The following is a 17,843-nucleotide window of genomic DNA, read 5'->3' on the forward strand; positions in this document are numbered from 1 at the left end:
GAGCCTCTTTTGTCCAAATTAAGAAAACAAAGTCGTCAACTGATTTATGCAGGACTGATTGGAGCAGGAGCTGTCGGTATGATTTTTGGAGGTTATGTGGTATATCAGCTGAGCACCAAAGAGAATGTCAGATTAGCTATGGAGGCCCGTTATCTGTCAGCGTATGAGGAGAAAGAAGCGGAATTGTTGCAACAGTGGAATTCTGGTGCCCGAGGGTGGGTAACCATCAGGGATATCGAAGCGGGAGAACTTATCTCACCAGAGGATCTGAAACTGATTGCCATACCGGACGCTCAGGCTCCACGCAATCTATGGTCTAGTTCGCAGAAGCTGGAAGGGCATTCAGCTAAAATTGAGCTTAAAAAAGGAACGGCGATTACAACGGAGATGGTATATGAGGGGACACCTGCATCGGCTGATTTAAGAAATCGCGAGTTGCAAGTGGTATTGCTACCATCTTCGCTAGCCAAAGGAGACATGATCGACGTACGTATTCAGTTTCCTACAGGTCAAGACTACATTCTCTTGTCCAAGAAAAAGGTGGAACGGTTAAACGCAGCAACACTATGGATTACGATGACAGAAGAAGAAATTTTGTCGTTGTCCAGTGCAATCGTGGATGCCTATTTACATAAAGCTTCAATCTACGCTCTAACCTATGTAGAACCACAATTTCAGACAGCAGCTATTCCGACGTATCCAGCCAATTCCGAAGTGTTAAAGCTACTGGAGAGTGATCCCAACATCGTTCGTCATGCCGAGCAGGAATTATCGAGACAAGTTCGAAGTTCACTCGAAAGTTCGCTCGCTGCCTCCATGTCAGCCCCATCTAATGGTGTCGAACAAGATGTGGCACAATCTTCTGTTACGTATAATAAAAGGCCAACAGTTCAAGATTCATCTGAGCATCAAGGAACGAACTGGAACGACGGATCAGGCAATAGGGGAACAGATCACACGGGAGAGGCACCGGACGCTATTGAATCTTCAAATTTGAACGAGCAACAGCAATTGCTGACGGGAAATGAGTAATTTGCATTAAATCATTAATTCTTATAACAACATTAAATTGAGATTGAGGGGCGCTGATCAGTGCACATTTGGATTTTTGCAGGTTTATGTGAGAAAAATGATCTGATGTTATATCTGAGTAAAATACTTGCTTCAACAGGTAAGCGGGTTCTCTTAGTGGACGGTACGTTGCAACAAAAATATGGATACAGTGTCGGAGATCATCAGCAATCATTACGAGTTGTGGAATTTGAGGGATTTGATATTGCATGTCATTTTGTTACTTCAATGGCGGTAGAACAGCATTTGCAGATCAACGGTGAGAGCCTGGATGGTTATGATTATGTGTTATATGACATCGAGACCTTGCACTTTGCTTCACGTCATTTATGGCTTACCGCAGAAGTTCGCGTCTGGGTGAGCGATTATGAACGATATAATCTGGAACGAGGGAAAGGGTGGCTGGAAAAGTTATTCAACGAGCATGAGTTTCCTGAAGAGCTGGCTTTCCAACGAATGCTGATTAATGGAGTGGATTGTAGACTTGAAGCCCGTTATCTGTGGGCCTACCTTGAGGGTGTTCCCTTTCGTTGGACCGGGGAGTCCCTGATCCTCCCGTGGGATGAACTAAGTGCTGCGGTCAAGCTTGAAAATGAACATTACCACCGTGTGAATCTCGGCCCACTGTCCAGAAATTACAAAAAATCCTTATGTCGTGTTGTGGAACAACTGACCGGGTGGGAGAGCGTTCGCAGCCGCCGTGCGATCAAAGAAGCGGGGAGGATGAGGGCATGAGTACGATTGCTTTTTGGAGTCCATTTGCTGAAACGGGATGTTCCTCAAGTGCATTAATGAGTGCCTATGCGACAGCATTCCAGTATAGAGCCAGAGTATTGCTTGTCAACACAGGTCCGGCAAATTATGGTGTAGAATCAGGAATATTTCAGGATGAGAAGAGTTCAGCCGATGTCTCATATTCTTTTGAAGAAAATGGTTGGGATGCTGTCGAACGGCTGTTTATTAGTGGTAGCCTTAACAAGCACAACCTGAAAGATTACACCAAACCGCTGTTGAAAGAGCAGCTTGATCTACTGACTGGGAGCGTGTATAGAAAGGAGCGCTCTGTGAGTGAAAAAGAGGAGTTGTTAAAAAAACTGCTGGAGACTGCTAATCAATGTTATGATCTTGTGCTTCTGGATGCAGGGCAATCTAATGTTGATTCACAGCTTATTGTGCAGCAGGCTGATTATGTTGTCGTTGTTCTGAATCAGAATATGAGGCATCTGGAACACTTTTTCGAAGAGATCCTGCCTGAACAAATAACGGAACGGAAGCTACATGTACTTATCAATAAATATGATTCGCATTCTCGTGCTACACTCTCCAATATAAAGCGTGGTTTTAGATACAAGGGAAGTCTTTCCGCAGTCCCGTATACGACCGGGTATCTGGATGCGATCAACCGCAGAGATGTCGCCAGATACTTGCAACTGGAGAGTCTGACTGAGAAAAAACAAGTTCAAAAAGGGAGTTTTGCCTCAGCTATGGCTGAACTCGCTCGCCTGATTATGGATGGTACGGGCATGCGTACTGTGCTGAAGAGGCTGGAAAGGGGAGCCTGAATCTCTAGTGGTCTGGAATGCGATATTCATCACAATGATTCTAATTACAGGTATATGGTATGTATGGTTCAAGTATCGAGCCTATATCCGGGAAAAAAATGAACGTATACCTGAGCAAGAGTACTTTACGTTTGAGACATTGATTGAACAAGTGAAAAATTCATTGCATGAAATAAGCCATAGCCAGCTTGCCGATGCCGGTTTACATGAAGAAGAGTATCGCCGCAGAATCAATCAACGAGCTGAGATGAGAAAGGCGCTCAAAAGCTGTGTATCAGGAAGCATCAGTGACAAGACGTATGTCAAAAACCTGATTAGTGACTTGTTGACACGAAGTATTGGTTTGAATAAATCCAACGTCGACGAAGTGATGATGTTTGCTGAACCAGAACGGTTAAGCGTGCAAGACCGCTTCGAGATCATCTTTTATTTATACCGTGAGCAATTTGGAGTAGATGCTCTTTCCAGAATGATTGATACCTATGATTTAGGTAAACTCCGATTGGAAGAAGGCTCAGAAGATGGCGGAAGTTACTATATTTCCGATCAAGATATCCAGCATGTTTTTGATTGTGAATACCGGGAATTGGGATTTAGAGAAAAGGTAGAAATTATCGTGCAGCGTATATATCAGCAATATAAAGGGTTCTCAGTAGTAGATGAAATCAGGGATCAACGGATCGATGGTGTCAGTGGAGGGGTAAGCGGGGCTCTTGAAATACTGCCATATACGGGGAATCATGTACCCGCTTCATGGAATGATCTTTTGGAACATGCTTTTGAGGATGATCATAACGAGGAACCGCTAAGCGGGATGGAGAGTGTATGGATTTTTTATAAAGGGAAGTCTATTCATTTGTCTTTCTTAAGCTTTGGCAGTATCCGGGAATTGAAACGAGTGTGTCAGAACATATATAAATACAATTATCCTGGTCAATTATCGGAAGCAAGTGGTTATAAAGTGAATGAGATGAAAGACGGCTCACGTGTTGTCGTTGTGCGTCCTCCTTTTGCGGAATCCTGGGCATTCTTTGTTCGGAAGTTTGATATTCCCAACGCCTCCCTTGAACAATTGATTACAGGTAACAACGCACAATTACCAATAGAACTGTTGCAATATTTGATGAAAGGTAGTCGGATCACGGCAGTAACCGGTGCACAGGGCTCTGGTAAAACAACATTGCTGATGGCGATGGTGAAACATATCTATGCTTCCTATACTTTGCGGGTACAGGAGATGGCATTTGAGTTGCAATTAAGACGGATATACAGTCGCCGTAACATTCTGAGTTTTCGGGAAACGGAACATATATCGGGTCAGCAAGGACTGGATTTACAGAAAAAAACAGATGGGACAGTAAACATTCTCGGTGAGGTTGCGAGTGATGAGGTGGCTGCCTGGATGATTCAGATGTCACAGGTGGCGAGTTTGTTTACCCTGTTTACACATCACGCCAAGACATTCCGTGATCTGGTGTTTTCACTCCGGAATTCATTACTTAAAACAGGTATGTTTCAGCATGAACATATTGCCGAAGAACAGGTTGTCAGTCTCATTAACTTTGATGTTCATATGAAAAAAGATGCAGAGGGCCGCAGATATATTGAGCGGATTACTGAATGTATTCCCCACTCCCTTGAAGCAGAAAATATGAAAGAAAGTGCTGGGTTCACATTTAGAAATGTCGTAGAGTATCGCCAAGGGAAATATGTGGCTACTGCTCCGATCTCGGCTTCTAGCATCGAAGACATGCAGGAGCAGATGACGCTACCAGATGCCGAGAAGTTTGGGCGGTTTATTGGACAACACTGGGGTGAAACCTATGAGCATTAAATGGCTATTGTTGGTTGTAGTCAGTTTTTGTGTAGTTGGTTTAGTCATCACGCTGATCATTCTTCGTATGCTGAGGCAGAGAGAGTCAACCTCAATGTACGCTGCGGGGAAAATCGTGAATTTTCAAGGTAAGAAGTATAGAGATTGGGGAAGTTTCCTGTTGCAGGCATATCAAGTCGGTATGAAGATACCCTTGCTTTCCACGTATATTTTGCAAGTGCAAAAAAGAATCTCATATCGTTATGCCAGTGATGAACCAGCGCTTCGCAGAGTCACGATGACTGTTGTTCTGATTATTATGGGCGGGTACGGAAGTGTAAGTACAGTGTTGTTTTGGTTACAGCCAGGTATCGCTTTTATTCTTCTGGCTGCGCTGTGTGCTATCGTGCTGAACAGTCTTGTGTTAGATATGTGCCTGAGTCGTATGGAGAAAAAACTGCTGGTGCAAATGTTAGATTTGTTCGCCGATGTAAGACATCGGTATCATCAGCATGGCATGGTTGAGGAAGCGCTCTATGAAGCGTCCGAAGCAGGTACAGGAGAAGCTGCCGAGCAGGTGAGGCTAATCTATGAAGCGTTGACTTCTCCCGACCCCAATGAAGCACTTGAACGATATTATGAAGTGGCACCCAACCGTTTTCTCAAAGGTTTTGCCGGGATATCTTATATGGTGATGGAGTTCGGAGATAAGGATAAGGAGCAGGGCTCCATCTATCTGAAAGGTATAGGTAATCTTACTCAGGAGATACACCTGGAGATATTAAGGCGTGACAGGCTTGATTATCTGCTACAAGGGTTAAACGTGATTGCTCTTGTACCTGTACTCTTTACAGGGCCAATTGAGCGTTGGGCTCGGGTCAGTTTCCCGACGATGGATGATTTTTATCGAAGCAAACTTGGTTTTATCACTAAAATATCCATATACATTATCATCATTGTTGCTTACTTGCTATTACAGCGTCTTCAGCAATATGATGAAACCCGCTACCGCTCCGGGAAGAAACAATCCAGACTGGATCGTTTTTTGTATAAGCATATTTTTTTGCGGAGGCTGGCGATGCTCTTTGCAGCCAAACCAGGAACAACTCCTTACAATCAGACGATCAGGTTAATGAGAGAGAGCAGTACCGAGCTGAAATACGAATGGTTAGCTATTCGCAGATTATTGTTATTCGCAAGTTGTCTGGTTCTGACTGTAGGCTTGATTCTTTTGCTACATCAAGTCGAGCGTAATCACATATTGCACGATCCAATCAGGGATGACCGCATGTTTGGTGCAATGTCAGAGGCAGATTTGAAAGTTGCCCGAGATAAGACCGCACTGGATGGAAAGGTTATGGCGTATGTTGAGATGAAGCGGGCGGCCACATACGAAGATATTTCCGTCGCGCTGTTGCAGCTTGCACCAGCCCAGCTTGATCATGATGCTCAGACAGCAACAATTCAGCGGATTATAGACAAGATCGAATCATATAACAACCAATATATGCGATGGTGGGAAATTGTTTTGGCACTGCTTATAGGTATAGGGGGCTATAATCTGCCCATCTGGCTTATGTTGTTCCAGCGTAAAATGCGAAGGTTGGATATGAGGCATGAAATTTATCAATTTCAGACAGTCATTTCGATTTTACGAGAGATGGATCGAATGTCTGTGGAGGAGATCGTAGAATGGCTTAATCGATTCGCTGTCATTTTCAAAAGGCCACTACAAAAGTGTTTGTTGCACTTCGAACATGGGGCTGAACAAGCGCTTGAACAATTAAAAGAGGAGGTGGGTTTGCCTGAATTTCAACGTTTGATTGATAAACTGCAACTGGCTCTAGGTAAAATATCCATTCGAGAAGCTTTTGATGATTTAGAAAGCATGATGGCCTTTTATTTTGAACAGCGCAAACAGGAGTATAGCAAAATCATTGATATCAAGGCTGGATGGGGGAGGACGATCGGTTTTACACCCATGTACGCTCTGATCTTCATGTATCTTGTTATTCCGCTGGTAGGCATGAGTTTTGTACAGATGAGCATGTATTATGAACAAATCCAGAAACTGTAGTGTTTCGCTTTTACGAAGAACTGAAAAATAATCATTCATAACACTCTAGGAGGGTATTTAGTATGAATAATGCATCAAGTGCTTTGAAGGTGGCAGCGGGGATATTTTTGACGATTGCTTTGATTACGATTGTGGTGTTGTTATTTATTTCGGCTCAGGAGGCAACGAAAACAGCCCAGAATAACTTTGCAGATATTCAAACCGAGCTTTCTCAGGCAGCATTTACGGTGTATGACGGAACAACCATCAGTGGATCACAAGTGACCAATGCTTTACGGAAATACGCGGACAAGGACCAGTTTGGTATTCAGGTTATTACAGGTAAAAACAAAGGCGGACAGTGGTACGGTAATCAGCTCAACATCTCTCAGGACGTTAATAATGCGGACTATGGTTCTGTCATTGCACCTGATGACAAGGTAGGCAGCATTAATCAGACGATGAGTGAAAAGGACAATCAATACGTTAATCCAAGCGGTAAATTTAAGGCCATTATCGTTAAAGACCGATCCAATGTGGTTAGAGGTCTGATATTCCAGCAATCCTGACTGGAGCTGGTTGAATATGACCCGGAACACACAGCATATGATGCTGTTCTGTACGGCGGTTGTCCTTTTTGTGACAGCCTGCCTGTACGGGCAGTGGAATATCCGTATTTTAAACGAAGCCTTGAATGACAGGGTGAAAACAAATGCGGCTATGGAAGGAAGAGTTCATACGACACTTCTTACAGGTGGTTTTGTCGGATACACCGGAGCTGAGGTTCTGCATACGGTGCGGCAAATGACAGGTACAGGGGTTCATGTTGAGTTAGACGGTCATGAGTATGTGGTTGATCCACTTGAACATCGATCAGCTATGATTCCGGTTGAGCTGGATGGGAATTATCGAGTTGAATATAACCGAAGTGCATCGGGTGAATTGTTAAAGCTTTCTTTTTGGAAGGAGGTACAGAGACCGTGATCAATGCAGTATCCAAATTGTTTGCGGTATTGCTTGCCGTTCTACTGCTCTATGTGTATCCTGCAGCCGAGACTGCTGAACGTCAGGATGATATTGCACGCTTGACAGCGACTCAGAGTGTCATACGATTTGTGGATGCTGTCCGCACCAAGGGATATATCTCACCTCGAATGCTCGCGGAGTTTCAAGAACAGTTAGCCCAAACGGGCAATAACTATGACATATCCATGGAACATTTACACAAAAAATATGTCCCCCAGTATTCAGATCCGATGATTCAGAGTAGCTTCACGGGTACATACGAGGTTGTTCATGATGCATACTACTTGTCACAGATTCAGGAGCGGTTATATCCGTTGTCTAGCACATTGTCCGTCGATGATCCCGGGCGCAGATATACGCTCAATATGGGTGACTTCTTCACCGTGAGTCTTAAGAGTACCAACCGCACACCTTCCATGATGATACGAGAATGGTTACAAGGTACAGTTCAGGCTTCTGCGGTTTTTGCTTCTTATGGAGGTATGGTACTGAATGAAGATTACTGAGCTTTCTATCGTGTTTATTCTCATTTTCTTTCCGTTATTTTATATCCTCTCGTTTCATACGCAAGATGCGCAAGAGGCCAATGAACTGGCTTATCGCTACAAAACAGCGTTACAAACCGCAGTGATGGATGCTGGCGCGGTCATGCACCAGAATGAAAAACAACATGCTGAAGCAGGTTATGATTCTGCCAAGTTTGTTAAAGCGGATAAGGAACTAGCATTGACTACCTTTACCCAAACGATGGCATTAAACATGGGCATACAGGATGACAAGGAAGCTATTCAACATATGTTTGATTATATTCCAGCGATTGTAGTTCTGGATTATGATGGTTATTACATTTTTGCCAAGGAAACCGAGATGACTGGGGAGATGGAAAAGTCTCATAGACATGTGTGGAGTCCCAAAAAACCTTATACATATTCAGATTCAGACGGAAATAGCATTAATTTCACACTTGACGGTTATGTGTATGCTTATGATGCTGGTGCAGGGAAATGGATCGAAGGATTTCAGCAGGAGCTGGCCTCGAATTCCACGATTCCATTGCTTCAGGACTCTACAACTTTTGAACAGGTGCGGCGTAGCCGGATCGTGACCCGAATACAGGAAGAGCTTGCAGACGTAATCAATCGACATAATGAATTTTCCAGGAGAAATGGTGTCGCTTATCTATTCACGATGCCTTTAGTCTCGCAGGAAGATTGGTACAATTCGATCAATGATACGGGTATTATGGCTTTTATACAGGGGATCGCTGTAGGGGGTCAGAAGATTAACAATTATGCCATTGGTGGAGGCCGGCTAGTCAAAAAAACAGCGATCATTGGCGGGATTGATCCCGAAACAGGCATAAAATATCATTATCCTGCCACCTGTAACCCCGGTTTTCGTGCTGAAGAGGTGTTTACAACTGCAAGACAGGCAGCGGCCAGAGGTTATTTCGAATATGATTGCTTCGCGCAAGTGTCATTACTTTCAGAAAAGACTGAACCTGTGCTAGAATAGGGTTTTGGAACGTGAACTAAAAGTAATGTATATAGATAGGAGCAGTCTCATCTTATGAGTTTATTGTCAGTAGAGAACGTCAGTCACAATTTTGGAGACCGTACGTTATTTAAAAATGTTTCGTTTCGTCTGCTTGCTGGAGAACGAGTGGGTCTGGTTGGGGCTAATGGTGCCGGAAAATCAACCCTAATGAATATTCTCACCGGAAAATTGCTTAAGGATAGCGGTAAAGTGGAATGGACGCCAAAAGTTCGATATGGCTATTTGGATCAACATACGAAGTTAACACCAGGCAAGACCATTCGTGATGTGCTTAAAGATGCTTTTTTGCCGCTACTGGAACTGGAGAAGCAAATGATGGCCATTACGGATCAGATGGCTGATGCCGATCCAGACAAACTTGAGCAGTTGCTTGAAGAAATGGGCGATATTCAGGAACAGCTTGAACAGGGCGATTTTTATCTGATTGATGTGAAAGTGGAAGAAATGGCAAACGGTTTGGGATTAAATGCAATTGGCCTTGATCGGGATGTTGCAGCTCTCAGTGGTGGACAACGTACGAAAGTCCTGCTTGCAAAATTGTTGTTGGAGAAACCCACTGCCCTTTTGTTGGATGAGCCGACAAACTATCTGGATGTAGAGCATATTGAGTGGCTAACTAGATATTTGAAAGACTACCCATATGCTTTTCTATTGATTTCCCATGATACAGAGTTCATGAATGAAGTGGTTAATGTCATTTATCATCTGGAATTTGCAAAATTGACGCGTTATGCGGCCAACTATGAGAAATTTCTTGAAATGGCGGATATGCAGAAAGCACAGCATATTGATGCCTATGAGAAGCAACAGGAATACATCAAAAAGCAGGAAGATTTCATTCAACGAAACAAAGCTCGAGCTTCGACCTCTGGTCGAGCGAAAAGCCGGGAAAAACAACTTGGAAAGGTCGAGCGAATTGATCGACCAGACGAAGCAGCAAAACCAACATTTAAGTTCAAGGATGCCCGCGCAAGCAGCAAAACCGTTTTTGAAGGTATTGATTTTGAGATCGGTTATACGTATCCATTACTACCTAAGATGACCATGACGATTGAACGTGGTGAAAAGATCGCGATTGTGGGGTGTAACGGGGTAGGTAAATCAACACTGCTTAAAACAATCTTGGGTAAAATAGCGCCAATAAGCGGAAAAACGTTTCTTGGAGATTATTTGGAGACGGCATACTTTGAACAGGAAGTGCGAGCCGGGAATATTACACCGATCGATGATGTATGGAACGAGTTTTCACATCTAACGCAGAACGAGGTGCGAGGACATCTTGCACGTTGCGGGCTCAAAAATGAGCATATTACGCGTCCGCTTAACATGCTGAGCGGGGGGGAGCAAGCCAAAGTCCGTTTGTGCAAACTATTGATGCGTGAGAGCAACTGGGTCTTGTTTGATGAGCCGACAAACCATCTGGATGTAACGGCGAAGGCTGAGCTACAGCGGGCGCTGAAGGAATATAAAGGAACCGTTTTACTTGTATCGCACGAACCGGATTTTTATGAAGGCTGGGTCACCAAAACGTGGGATGTAGAAGAGTGGTCCGAAAAAGCACGATGACAAAAAAAACCGGTTGTGGTAATATAGGCTACAACTTCATATGAACACTGGGGGGGCCGCACGATGCGGCTGAGATGGAAGAATGCGATTCCGGACCCTTTGCACCTGATCTGGATCATACCAGCGTAGGGAAGTGGCGCGTTTCAGCGAAAACGATAGTAATGATTCTTAACGTAAGAACAGGATTTTATTACATCGTGATGCCAAGCGGTTCAATATCAAATAAACAGTTATAGATTTGACTATCAAACTGTTTAACAGGTATTTGTCAGACGCTTGTGATTGAACTGAACCTTTGTTTATACGCAGCCACTCCCCTACGGGAGTGGCTTTTTTGGTTTTATATTTGTCATTACTACTTCTCCAAGCCTGTAGCTGAAAGGAGCGAGAACGAGATTGCATACCTTGATGTTTGATTATGATGCTCATGAATCAGGTAAAACTTCAACAGACCAGTGGTACAAGCGGACAGATAAATCTGTACCAACCTGTGGACTAGAGCAAGACTTTTTTGAGTTACATGTGATATCTACGAATAAAGCGGAACAGTCAGTCATGTTGAAGGCAGTCAAAGATATTTGGCCTTATGTGCATTACATTCATATCCGGGAAAAGCAACTCTCGCAACAGGAATGTTTTAACTGGGCCAAATTGATGGCAGAAGCGGGTGTTCCAGCTTCCCGCATTGTAATCAACGGTGCGAACCTATATTCGTCAGGCTATTTTTATCAAGGGGTACATTGGAGCCAAGATATGCTGGAAAGGGCAAAAGTAATGGTAAAGCCGGAGAACAAGCATGATTTGAGGCTCCGGTTGGGGATATCGGTGCATTCGTTGCATGAAGCGAGAATTGCCGAAGAGTATGGCGCGGATTACCTTTTTTTCGGGCATGTGTACGCAAGTGCAAGCAAACCGGATTCTGTAGCGAGGGGATTAGATGCGTTATCGGAAGTGTGCTCCAGTGTCAAGGTGCCTGTTATTGCAATTGGGGGGATTCAGCCAGATAACATTCGGGCCGTCAGGTCTGCGGGAGCCAGGGGTGCTGCTGTGATCTCAAGTGTGTTAAAACATGCAAACCCTGCTCATGCTGCTGCGCTTCTTAAACAGGCTGTGGAAGCGGTGAAGTGAATGTTTCTCGATCAAAAAGTTGGAAATGACGCCAACCTAATAAGATCGGAATGTTGTTCAAACAAGGAGATGACAAAATGGTACAGAGAGGACCGAGTCAACCCGAGGAAGTGATCGACTCATCGTGTGAACAAGATAAGTTTAAGCGGCTACCGCTATCCGAAACTTCAACTAAGAAACCAGAAACCTTTCATGCAGAAACAATCATTGTGGGCGGTGGAGTCATAGGCTGTGCGATTGCTTTTGAACTGGCATCCCGAGGTCAGGAAGTACTGCTTGTTGAGCAGTCGGAGATTGCTAGCGGAGCTTCATGTGCAGCTGCCGGCATGCTGGCAGCAGATAGTGAGGATTTTGCTCATCCACTCATGGCACAAGCCGCATATGACAGTAGGGAATTACTTCATAAGCACAAAGAGCAAATATCCGCTTTAACAGGTATGGATCTTGGCTTACGGCGCAACGGATTTATCACACCGTTTCGTTCATACGGTGATCTAAGTAAATACAAGGATAGACGAAATACCACTTCCGGAGTGCAGCAACTTTGGTGGGATCGAAGCACAGTGCAACGAGAAGCGTTGTGGTTGAATCGGGATACGTACGGCGCTTATTACCGATCATTGGAGAGCGAAGTGTTGCCCGTGTCATTGACAAGAGCTTATGCGAGGTCAGCTGAAATGATGGGTGCCCGCATTTTGGAAGGAGTTCAAGATGTTCAGCTGATCGTAGATAAGCATGGTGTTCAAGGGATTAAAACGGCTAAGGGAGAGATGTGTTGCAAACATATTATCATAGCTGCTGGTTTACACGGGGAGCAACTCATGCATCAAGTGGGGATCGTTTTGCCTTCAAGTCCGGTGAAAGGTGAAATTATGGCCGTTCGGTTTACTACAGATCAGGCTGGAGGCAGACCCGATCGCACGGTATATGCAGAAGATGTCTATATTGTTCCGAAAGCAAACGGAGAGGTATGGATCGGAGCAACCAGTTTGCCAGGAAGAAAAGATCACAGTGTATCGGCAAATAGTATGCAACGATTGATTGGAGCGGCAAGTTATTGGGTTCCGGGAATCAAGGAGGCGGACTTTGTGCGGGCATGGGCAGGTATAAGACCTTCCACCCCTGATGGGCTGCCGTATATAGGCAAATGTGAAGGGATTTCAGGCTTGTATGCAGCGTATGGACATTTTCGTAATGGGATATTGCTTAGTGCAATAACAGGTCGCTGGATCGCAGACATGGTAGAGGGCAAGAGTGCCGAAGAGATCGGGATCGAAGCATTTTCGCCTGAACGATTGAACAGAAAGGGGGTTATGTCGTGAACATTATCGTGAACGGCCAAAAGATGGAGGTTGACGACGGGTTAAATCGTGTCGACAAATTACTGCAATCATTTAACTTACAAGTGAAAACCGTGGTGGTTGAGTTGAATCGCAATATTTTGACCAAAGATCACCATGGAACAACAACACTAAGAGAAGGAGATCGGATTGAGATTGTTCATTTCGTCGGAGGCGGCTAAGCAAAGTGATTCACAGGCGTGGTTGAATCTTGTTGATTGAGTAGTTGGTAGTTGAAACTTGCTAAAACCTAGGAGGTTGAATGATGTTAACGATTGGTAAATATTTGTTTGAGTCAAGGTTGTTGCTTGGAACAGGCAAGTTCAGCGATATGGAAGTACAGAGTCAGGCTGTGGAAGCTTCAGGTACCCAGGTGCTGACCTTTGCTGTACGTCGTCTGAATCTGGAGGAGGCGGGCAAGCAACACTTTCTGGATACGCTGGATCTGAGCAAATACACATTGCTACCCAATACGGCGGGTGCTTCGACTGCGGAAGAAGCCGTAAGGATCGCTGAGCTTGCGCGAGCTTCGGGGCTTTGTGATATGATAAAAGTCGAAGTCATCGGAGACGGAGTAACGTTACTCCCTGATCCGCTTGAAACGTACAAGGCCTGTAGCATTTTGCTCGAAAAAGGATTCACCGTGTTGCCCTATATTTCGGACGACGTTATTTTAGCTAAACGGCTTCAATTGCTTGGTGTACATGCAGTCATGCCTGGAGCTTCGCCAATTGGAGCAGGTAGAGGGATCATTAACCCTTATAATCTCGAAATCATCATAGAGCAAGCGGCAGTGCCTGTTATTGTAGATGCAGGGTTACGCTCTCCCAAAGATGCCGCTTATGCCATGGAACTTGGGGCGGATGGTGTATTGCTTAACACAGCCGTATCTGGATCAGATGATCCGGTTGCCATGGCAAAAGCGATGCGGCTCGGGGTCGAAGCGGGCAGACTGGCGTATACGGCAGGCATGATTCCGGTGAAACGTTATGCAGCAGCTAGCAGTCCGGTGGAAGGAATGGTTCATACATGACAGATCAGTTACATCATGCGGAGCAGAGCGATCGTTATTCCAGACAGGAACGATATGCTCCGCTCGGCAAAGAAGGTCAAGCGAGGTTAAAAGACAGCAAAGTTTTAATTATCGGAGCCGGCGCACTTGGAACAGGTATTGCAGAAACGCTAGTGCGTTCCGGTGTCGGGCAAATTACCATTGTAGATCGGGACTATGTGGAGTGGAGCAACCTCCAGCGGCAACAACTTTATGTTGAACAGGATGCGATTGAGCGCATGCCCAAAGCGATGGCGGCTGTCAAACGTTTAACAGAAATCAATTCAAGCGTTCGCATCGAAGCCAAAGTGATGGATGTGCGCGTGGATGAACTTGAAGAGCTAGTGGAGCATACCGATTTAATCATGGATGCAACGGATAATTTTGATACAAGATTACTGATTAATGATATGGCACAGAAACACAATATACCTTGGATATACGGAGGATGTGTGGGTAGCTATGGCATTACGTATACGTTTTTGCCTGGCGAAACACCTTGCTTAAACTGCCTCTTAGGAGAAGTACCACTTGGTGGGGATACTTGTGATACGTCGGGCATCATTCCTCAAGCGGTGCAAATGGTGACAGCCAATCAGACAGCGGAAGCGATGAAGTTGCTAAGTGGTAACACAGCTGCTCTTCGGCGTAAATTGTTGTCATTTGATGTGTGGAGGAACGAGTACATATCCATTAACGTAAATGGGGCAAAAAAGCAAGAATGTGCATCATGTAGCCCAGCAGCTACGTACCCGTTTCTTTCTGCATCCAATCTGGAGAAAACCGATGTGTTATGTGGTAGGGATACTGTTCAGATTCGTCCTGCGCGCCGCATACAACTGGACCTTCCGCAGACAGCAGATCGATTGGAACGGCTTGGTGAAGGAAAAGTGGAAATGAATCCTTTTCTGGTGTCATTCACAACAGGTCAACATCGGTTGGTCATTTTTCAGGATGGTCGTGTCCTTGTTCATGGCACAAAAGATACGTCTGAAGCGCGTACGCTGGTTCATCGATATTTTGGCTAAACCACATCAATTACTTGTAATATCAAAACTCATGCATTGACAAAGTCTGTTCCCCGCGGGGGATGGACTTTTTCTTTTTATGGCATCCTAACGGTACAATCCATGCCAAGTAGCAACGGAAACCAGACGGGCCGGGTGAGAAATGATGAAAACAGCTATCATATTAGTGGGTACTGGGGATTTAGTGGGCCGTATAGAGCGTATCATGCAAGACGAGGGTTATGAGGTGAAGCATGTAGAATGGTATGAGTTGAACGACATAGAGGACTTTAGGGCTGTTCGTCCGCATTTGATTATTTTGGTGGATCGAGAGTCTGAGGATATGCATCAGAGTGAACAGGATAAAATTGCATTGAAGCGGTGGATGAATCCGAGTGTATCCACGCCTCTAATCGTAATTATTCCTGAAGTTTCGCCGCAACGGGTCATTAATTGGCTTGATTTTGGAGCGAATGATGTAATGGAGGAGCCTCTTCATTGGAAGGTTATGCTTGCGAGAATTCGTAGCCTGCTCCGGTTGTTTGCCAGTGCTTCCCATGAAGGTGAGGAAATGATTATAGTTCAAGACCTCAGAATTAATCTGCGTTCGCGTAGAGTGAGTCGTGGAGGGCAATATTTGAACCTGACCCCGAAAGAATATGAATTATTGGAGTTTTTAGCCTTGCATTTGAATGAAGCCTGCACACGGGGAGATATTTTGCGCGATGTGTGGGGATATGAGTTTGCCATGGATACGAACGTTGTTGATGTTTACATTAAACACCTACGGGTGAAAGTGGATAAAGGCAGAGAGGTGAAGTTAATCCAGACGGTTCGAGGGATAGGTTATATGTTGGTGGATAGCTGATTTTTAAATATTCCACCATTCTCCAGTTTGAAGCAAGGATTAATCCGGGTATTTAAAGGATAGGATGATATGAAAAAACCGGATCAATTGATCCGGTCGTCAGTTTAAATTATAAAGGCAGATGGACTAAAGGACGCGGCGAGCTGTAATGTAAGTTCTTTTCCACGTACCGGAGTTCAGATCAGACAGGGTTACACCTGGAGAGCCGTACGTGTGAAGAATTTTACCGTTTCCAGCATACACACCAACGTGAGTAATGTTAGAACCCGTAGAGCGGCTGCCGCTCGAGAAGAACACCATGTCACCAACACGAAGGTTGGCTTTAGAGACGAATTTACCTTCTTTGGATTGTTGTACGGAAGTGCGCGGAAGATCTACACCATATTTTTTGAAAATGTACTTCATAAAAGAAGAACAGTCAAAGTATCTGGTTGTCGTTGTTGAAGCACCAAATTTATATGGAGTTCCAGTGAATTTTTTACCATAGTTTACAATTTGCTGTCCTGTTGATACGGATGCCGTTGCGGCTTGTGCAACAGGTGCATTTGTCATTAATACAGCTCCAAAACCTAGTGTAGCGCACAACCCGACGGTTACGGCCTTTTGGATGAAGAAGTTTGTTTTCATGTAGTTAGTACCTCCAAAATTCGTTTTCGTTAAGTTGCTAGAGCGAGTATAACAGGTTTGTAACACCCTAGAAATTGGATACATAAGCAAAAAGGTTGATAGGACAGTACTTTAGATGTAATTATTAAAATACGATTAAAAATGTCAAAAAATTAATCATTGACGAATCCAGAAATAACTATAAAACAAAAATCCCCTTGATAATCAAGGGGATTTCTTCATTTAATTTGATTTAGGAAACAAAATAACAGGTTACAAAAACGTAATAATTAAGCGTTGAGCTGTAGGTTTTGACTCGTATTAACTTAAAAATGCCTTACTAATATAGTATTTAGTGTTCAGTCTTTGCTTTGAATAATAAGTAACAGGCCGCTATCAATCGTAACTGTGCCTGACTTGTCCAATAGCTTGTTACTGATCCCTAAGGATTGTCCCATACGTATAGTAGCGTGATCCAAAGGGTACATGAATCCTTCCAGGCATATCCCTGTGACCTCATGTGTTAATGGAAGCAAAGAGACATAGGTAAAACCGCGTTGTTCGACAACAGCACTTGAAGTGGTTAACGTCATATAATTGTGCTCATCCTGAAGCGCACAAGAGATATGATGTTGCATAGCACGAACCATGATATGAACATTGGCGAGAGTGTGATCCATTCGTGTGCCCGTTGCGCCAAAGATGAGAATATGAGTAGGTTCATGATCCAGAGCTGTTTCAAATGCCATTTCGGTATCTGTCAAATCTTTATGGATCGGATCACAAGCAATGAATTCTACACTGTTACTGTTTACGATCTCTCGTTCTTCTTCCGTTATAGAATCGAAGTCGCCCACTGCGATGTGCGGTTGGATACCATGTTCGATTAAATACAAGGCTCCGCGGTCTGCCGCAATAATAACGTCATCGGGCTGAATCTCCTGAAGGAATTCCTGCGTGAGTTGACCACCTGTGAAGATGACAATACGTTTATAATCCATTCTATTTCATCCTTCCTTATTTATAGAGGGACACCATTTGATTTTCTAATTGAAGCTAAATCCTGCGCTAAGCTATAAAACTATACACCAAACCAGTATAATCGACAAAATGTGGTTGCACAATTTCCGTACTCGCGGATACAATGGGGAGAGCGACATGGAGATGACTTGAAAAGTGAGGTTTGAACAGG

At 44.2% G+C, this 17,843-nt stretch carries 18 protein-coding genes and 1 riboswitch; of the genes, 16 read left to right on the forward strand and 2 right to left on the reverse strand.

What is annotated here, in order from left to right:
- The first annotated feature begins 9 nt into the window (after nucleotides 1-9).
- From H7T88_RS16600 to H7T88_RS16675, 16 genes are all read left to right on the forward strand, one after another.
- Complete coding sequence (locus H7T88_RS16600) at nucleotides 10-1,032, forward strand: SAF domain-containing protein (RefSeq protein ID WP_221789399.1); 1,023 nt, start codon at nucleotides 10-12, stop codon at nucleotides 1,030-1,032.
- A 60-nt stretch (nucleotides 1,033-1,092) separates the two neighbouring features.
- Nucleotides 1,093-1,806 carry a hypothetical protein gene (locus tag H7T88_RS16605; RefSeq protein ID WP_221789400.1) on the forward strand — a complete coding sequence of 238 codons (714 nt, stop codon included), beginning with the start codon at nucleotides 1,093-1,095 and terminating at the stop codon, nucleotides 1,804-1,806.
- Nucleotides 1,803-2,633, forward strand: a complete 831-nt coding sequence (locus tag H7T88_RS16610; RefSeq protein ID WP_221789401.1) for a CpaE/TadZ family protein — start codon at nucleotides 1,803-1,805, stop codon at nucleotides 2,631-2,633. Before H7T88_RS16605 ends, H7T88_RS16610 begins: the two co-directional genes overlap by 4 nt.
- 34 nt (nucleotides 2,634-2,667) lie before the next feature.
- Nucleotides 2,668-4,467 carry a P-loop NTPase family protein gene (locus tag H7T88_RS16615; RefSeq protein WP_221789402.1) on the forward strand — a complete coding sequence of 600 codons (1,800 nt, stop codon included), beginning with the start codon at nucleotides 2,668-2,670 and terminating at the stop codon, nucleotides 4,465-4,467.
- Entirely contained in the window at nucleotides 4,457-6,523 is a 2,067-nt protein-coding gene (locus tag H7T88_RS16620; RefSeq protein ID WP_221789403.1) for a hypothetical protein, read from the forward strand. Before H7T88_RS16615 ends, H7T88_RS16620 begins: the two co-directional genes overlap by 11 nt.
- A 62-nt stretch (nucleotides 6,524-6,585) precedes the next feature.
- Complete coding sequence (locus H7T88_RS16625) at nucleotides 6,586-7,071, forward strand: ABC transporter permease (protein ID WP_090916729.1); 486 nt, start codon at nucleotides 6,586-6,588, stop codon at nucleotides 7,069-7,071.
- Nucleotides 7,072-7,087: 16 nt separating this feature from the next.
- On the forward strand, nucleotides 7,088-7,486 hold the full coding sequence (locus H7T88_RS16630; protein WP_221789404.1) for a hypothetical protein: 399 nt from the start codon (nucleotides 7,088-7,090) through the stop codon (nucleotides 7,484-7,486).
- Nucleotides 7,483-8,034 carry a hypothetical protein gene (locus H7T88_RS16635; RefSeq protein ID WP_090916724.1) on the forward strand — a complete coding sequence of 184 codons (552 nt, stop codon included), beginning with the start codon at nucleotides 7,483-7,485 and terminating at the stop codon, nucleotides 8,032-8,034. The genes H7T88_RS16630 and H7T88_RS16635 overlap by 4 nt, the downstream gene beginning before the upstream one ends.
- Entirely contained in the window at nucleotides 8,021-9,043 is a 1,023-nt protein-coding gene (locus H7T88_RS16640; RefSeq protein ID WP_221789405.1) for a hypothetical protein, read from the forward strand. Before H7T88_RS16635 ends, H7T88_RS16640 begins: the two co-directional genes overlap by 14 nt.
- A gap of 54 nt (nucleotides 9,044-9,097) precedes the next feature.
- Complete coding sequence (locus tag H7T88_RS16645) at nucleotides 9,098-10,651, forward strand: ABC-F family ATP-binding cassette domain-containing protein (RefSeq protein ID WP_090916720.1); 1,554 nt, start codon at nucleotides 9,098-9,100, stop codon at nucleotides 10,649-10,651.
- A 39-nt stretch (nucleotides 10,652-10,690) separates the two neighbouring features.
- Nucleotides 10,691-10,800, forward strand: a riboswitch (TPP riboswitch).
- 259 nt (nucleotides 10,801-11,059) lie between these two features.
- Nucleotides 11,060-11,779 carry a thiamine phosphate synthase gene (locus H7T88_RS16650; RefSeq protein WP_221789406.1) on the forward strand — a complete coding sequence of 240 codons (720 nt, stop codon included), beginning with the start codon at nucleotides 11,060-11,062 and terminating at the stop codon, nucleotides 11,777-11,779.
- 77 nt (nucleotides 11,780-11,856) lie between these two features.
- The gene (gene thiO, locus H7T88_RS16655) at nucleotides 11,857-13,101 is read left to right on the forward strand and encodes a glycine oxidase ThiO (RefSeq protein WP_221789407.1); all 1,245 of its coding nucleotides are present in this window, start codon (nucleotides 11,857-11,859) and stop codon (nucleotides 13,099-13,101) included.
- Complete coding sequence (thiS, locus tag H7T88_RS16660; RefSeq protein WP_145331528.1) at nucleotides 13,098-13,301, forward strand: sulfur carrier protein ThiS; 204 nt, start codon at nucleotides 13,098-13,100, stop codon at nucleotides 13,299-13,301. Before thiO ends, thiS begins: the two co-directional genes overlap by 4 nt.
- A gap of 83 nt (nucleotides 13,302-13,384) precedes the next feature.
- Entirely contained in the window at nucleotides 13,385-14,152 is a 768-nt protein-coding gene (locus tag H7T88_RS16665) for a thiazole synthase (RefSeq protein WP_221789598.1), read from the forward strand.
- The gene (locus tag H7T88_RS16670; protein WP_221789408.1) at nucleotides 14,149-15,198 is read left to right on the forward strand and encodes a ThiF family adenylyltransferase; all 1,050 of its coding nucleotides are present in this window, start codon (nucleotides 14,149-14,151) and stop codon (nucleotides 15,196-15,198) included. The genes H7T88_RS16665 and H7T88_RS16670 overlap by 4 nt, the downstream gene beginning before the upstream one ends.
- A 142-nt stretch (nucleotides 15,199-15,340) precedes the next feature.
- On the forward strand, nucleotides 15,341-16,045 hold the full coding sequence (locus tag H7T88_RS16675; RefSeq protein ID WP_154957388.1) for a response regulator transcription factor: 705 nt from the start codon (nucleotides 15,341-15,343) through the stop codon (nucleotides 16,043-16,045).
- A gap of 126 nt (nucleotides 16,046-16,171) precedes the next feature.
- Here H7T88_RS16675 and H7T88_RS16680 read toward each other — a convergent pair whose 3' ends face one another.
- Together H7T88_RS16680 and H7T88_RS16685 are read right to left on the reverse strand one after the other, a co-directional pair.
- Nucleotides 16,172-16,672, reverse strand: a complete 501-nt coding sequence (locus tag H7T88_RS16680; protein ID WP_090916703.1) for a C40 family peptidase — start codon at nucleotides 16,670-16,672, stop codon at nucleotides 16,172-16,174.
- Between the two features lie 338 nt (nucleotides 16,673-17,010).
- Entirely contained in the window at nucleotides 17,011-17,652 is a 642-nt protein-coding gene (locus tag H7T88_RS16685; RefSeq protein ID WP_090916701.1) for a thiamine diphosphokinase, read from the reverse strand.
- Between the last annotated feature and the right edge of the window lie 191 nt (nucleotides 17,653-17,843).

The sequence above is a fragment of the Paenibacillus cucumis (ex Kampfer et al. 2016) genome, assembly GCF_019748695.1.
Classification (GTDB): domain Bacteria; phylum Bacillota; class Bacilli; order Paenibacillales; family Paenibacillaceae; genus Paenibacillus; species Paenibacillus polysaccharolyticus.

What these genes read in the sequence shown, in the direction of transcription:
- H7T88_RS16680 (WP_090916703.1), bottom strand. Translation starts at nt 16,672, where the DNA reads ATGAAAACAAACTTCTTCATCCAAAAGGCCGTAACCGTCGGGTTGTGC.
- H7T88_RS16640 (WP_221789405.1), top strand. Translation starts at nt 8,021, where the DNA reads ATGAAGATTACTGAGCTTTCTATCGTGTTTATTCTCATTTTCTTTCCG.
- H7T88_RS16650 (WP_221789406.1), top strand. Translation starts at nt 11,060, where the DNA reads ATGTTTGATTATGATGCTCATGAATCAGGTAAAACTTCAACAGACCAG.
- H7T88_RS16645 (WP_090916720.1), top strand. Translation starts at nt 9,098, where the DNA reads ATGAGTTTATTGTCAGTAGAGAACGTCAGTCACAATTTTGGAGACCGT.
- H7T88_RS16625 (WP_090916729.1), top strand. Translation starts at nt 6,586, where the DNA reads ATGAATAATGCATCAAGTGCTTTGAAGGTGGCAGCGGGGATATTTTTG.
- H7T88_RS16615 (WP_221789402.1), top strand. Translation starts at nt 2,668, where the DNA reads ATGATTCTAATTACAGGTATATGGTATGTATGGTTCAAGTATCGAGCC.
- thiO (WP_221789407.1), top strand. Translation starts at nt 11,857, where the DNA reads ATGGTACAGAGAGGACCGAGTCAACCCGAGGAAGTGATCGACTCATCG.
- H7T88_RS16630 (WP_221789404.1), top strand. Translation starts at nt 7,088, where the DNA reads ATGACCCGGAACACACAGCATATGATGCTGTTCTGTACGGCGGTTGTC.
- H7T88_RS16685 (WP_090916701.1), bottom strand. Translation starts at nt 17,652, where the DNA reads ATGGATTATAAACGTATTGTCATCTTCACAGGTGGTCAACTCACGCAG.
- H7T88_RS16675 (WP_154957388.1), top strand. Translation starts at nt 15,341, where the DNA reads ATGATGAAAACAGCTATCATATTAGTGGGTACTGGGGATTTAGTGGGC.
- H7T88_RS16665 (WP_221789598.1), top strand. Translation starts at nt 13,385, where the DNA reads ATGTTAACGATTGGTAAATATTTGTTTGAGTCAAGGTTGTTGCTTGGA.
- H7T88_RS16610 (WP_221789401.1), top strand. Translation starts at nt 1,803, where the DNA reads ATGAGTACGATTGCTTTTTGGAGTCCATTTGCTGAAACGGGATGTTCC.
- H7T88_RS16670 (WP_221789408.1), top strand. Translation starts at nt 14,149, where the DNA reads ATGACAGATCAGTTACATCATGCGGAGCAGAGCGATCGTTATTCCAGA.
- H7T88_RS16620 (WP_221789403.1), top strand. Translation starts at nt 4,457, where the DNA reads ATGAGCATTAAATGGCTATTGTTGGTTGTAGTCAGTTTTTGTGTAGTT.